Consider the following 2,064-nt stretch of genomic DNA (forward strand, 5'->3'; position numbering starts at 1 on the left):
GTCGCCAGCGAGCGCATGCGCGCCCGCCATGCGGAGGCCGAGGTGGAGCGGCTGCGCCGCCTGCTCGACGCGCCCGCGGCACCGGCCCGCCGCCGGTCTCCCGACGAGGCCGCGGCCTCCACCGGTCCCGGTCCCACCGACCTCGGCCCCACCGATCTGGGAGGACGCGCCATCCTCTATGTGGGTGGGCGGACCAAGAGCCTGCCCCATCTGCGGGCGGCGGTGGAGACGCGCAATGGTTGCCTGCTGCACCATGACGGCGGGTTCGAGCAGACCACCCGCTGCCTGGAAGGGCTGGTGGAGCGCGCCGACGTGGTGGTCTGCCCCGTCGATTGCGTCAGCCACGACGCCTGCCTGCGGGTGAAGGGGCTGTGCCGGCGGATGGGCAAGCCCTTCGTCCCGATGCGCAGCGCCGGGGCGACCAGCTTCGCCCGCATCCTGCACAGCTTCGGACAGGACGGCCCCGGGGAGGAGGCCGCCCACCATTGAGCCCCGCCCGCCCGCCGGTTGCGGTCAGGCGCAGCGGACGCCGTTGAGGAAGTCGCCGACCTCGTCGGTCAGCCGCTCCGCCTGCTGCGACAGCTCCTGCGCTGCGCTCAGAACCTGGCTGGCCGCCGCCCCGGTGTCGGTGGCCGCCTGCTGGACGCCCACGATGTTGGACGCGACCTGCTGCGTGCCGGCCGCCGCCTGATGAAGGTTGCGCGTGATCTCCTGGGTGGCGGCGCCCTGCTCCTCCACCGCGGCGGCGATGGCCGTGGCGATCTCGTCCACCTCGCCGATCACGGTGCCGATGGCCCGGATCGCCGCGACGGCTTCCCGGGTGACGGTCTGGACCTGGGCGACCTGGGCGGCGATGTCGTCGGTCGCCTGGGCGGTCTGGCTCGCCAGCGCCTTCACCTCCTGCGCCACGACGGCGAAGCCCTTTCCGGCGTCCCCGGCACGGGCCGCCTCGATGGTGGCGTTGAGAGCCAGCAGGTTGGTCTGGCTGGCGACCGCCTGGATCAGCCCGATCACCTCGCCGATCCGCTGCGCGCTGCCGGCCAGGAGCCGCACCGTCTCATCCGTCCGCCGGGCGTCCTCGACCGCCCGCGTCGCGACGGCGCGCGACTGGGCGGCGCGGTTGCCGATCTCCCGGATGGACGCGGTGAGCTGTTCGGTCGCCGCCGCCACGGTCTGCACGTTCGTGGACGCCTGTTCCGACGCGGCGGCCACGGCGAAGGACTGGTGGTTGGTCTGCTGCGCCGCCGCCGACATGGTGCCGGCGGTCGCCTCCATCTGCGTCGCCGCGGACGACAGGGTGCCGACCAGCCCGCCCACCTTGGCTTCGAAGCCCTGGGCCAGCCGGGCCAGCGTTTCCGCCCGGCGCTCGCGCAGCTCCTGCTCGCGCATCCGTTCGGCCTCCAGCCGGTCCCGCGCGACGGCGTTCTCCTGGAAAATCCGGACGGCCCCGGCCATGGCGCCGATCTCGTCCCCGCGCCCGGCGCCGGGAATGGCCACCGCCAGATCGCCGTCCGCCAGTTGCCGCATGGCCGCGGTCATCGCCGTCAGCGGGCCGACGACCCGGCGCACCACCAGCACGGAGCCGCCCACCCCCAGCAGCAGGCTGACCGTGAGGACGGCGAGGCTGACCAGGAAGCCGCGCTGCGCCGTCTCCGCGGACCGCAGGACCGCCGTGTCGATGGCGCCGCCCGCCGCCCCGGCCAGCGCGAGGATGGCGTCGATGCCCGTGGTCGCCCGCGCCATCCACTCGTCGGAGGTCAGCGGGTAACGGCCATCCGCGCCGCCCTTCAGCACCGCCTGCCGGGTCTCGGCGAATCCCTGGAAGAAGGCGGCCTCGACCCCGTCGATGGCCCGCGCCAGATCGGGCGTCAGGTCCGTCCGGGCGCGCAGGGCGCGGATGCCGTCCCACGCCTGCTCCAGCCGTCCGCGGGACTTCGCCAGCGCCTCCGCCTGCGCGGGAGCGACGGGCCGCCCGCCGCTGATGAGGCCGTTGAACAGCCCGCGCTCGCGCCCGGCGTGCTCGGCCATGTCCGCCGCGGACCCGCGCAGCCGCACGAGCTGGGG

At 75.0% G+C, this 2,064-nt stretch carries 2 protein-coding genes; one reads left to right on the forward strand and one right to left on the reverse strand.

Annotation, left to right across the window (positions count from 1 at the left end; translation table 11 throughout):
* A partial coding sequence (locus tag QSG27_RS28715; RefSeq protein ID WP_306712247.1) for a DUF2325 domain-containing protein occupies positions 1 to 489 on the forward strand: 489 nt, incomplete at its 5' end.
* A 24-nt stretch (positions 490 to 513) separates the two neighbouring features.
* Here the strand turns inward: QSG27_RS28715 and QSG27_RS28720 are convergent.
* The coding region (locus QSG27_RS28720; protein ID WP_306712249.1) for a methyl-accepting chemotaxis protein at positions 514 to 2,064 on the reverse strand (1,551 nt) is incomplete at its 5' end.

The sequence above is a fragment of the Azospirillum isscasi genome, from assembly GCF_030849505.1.
Classification (GTDB): domain Bacteria; phylum Pseudomonadota; class Alphaproteobacteria; order Azospirillales; family Azospirillaceae; genus Azospirillum; species Azospirillum isscasi.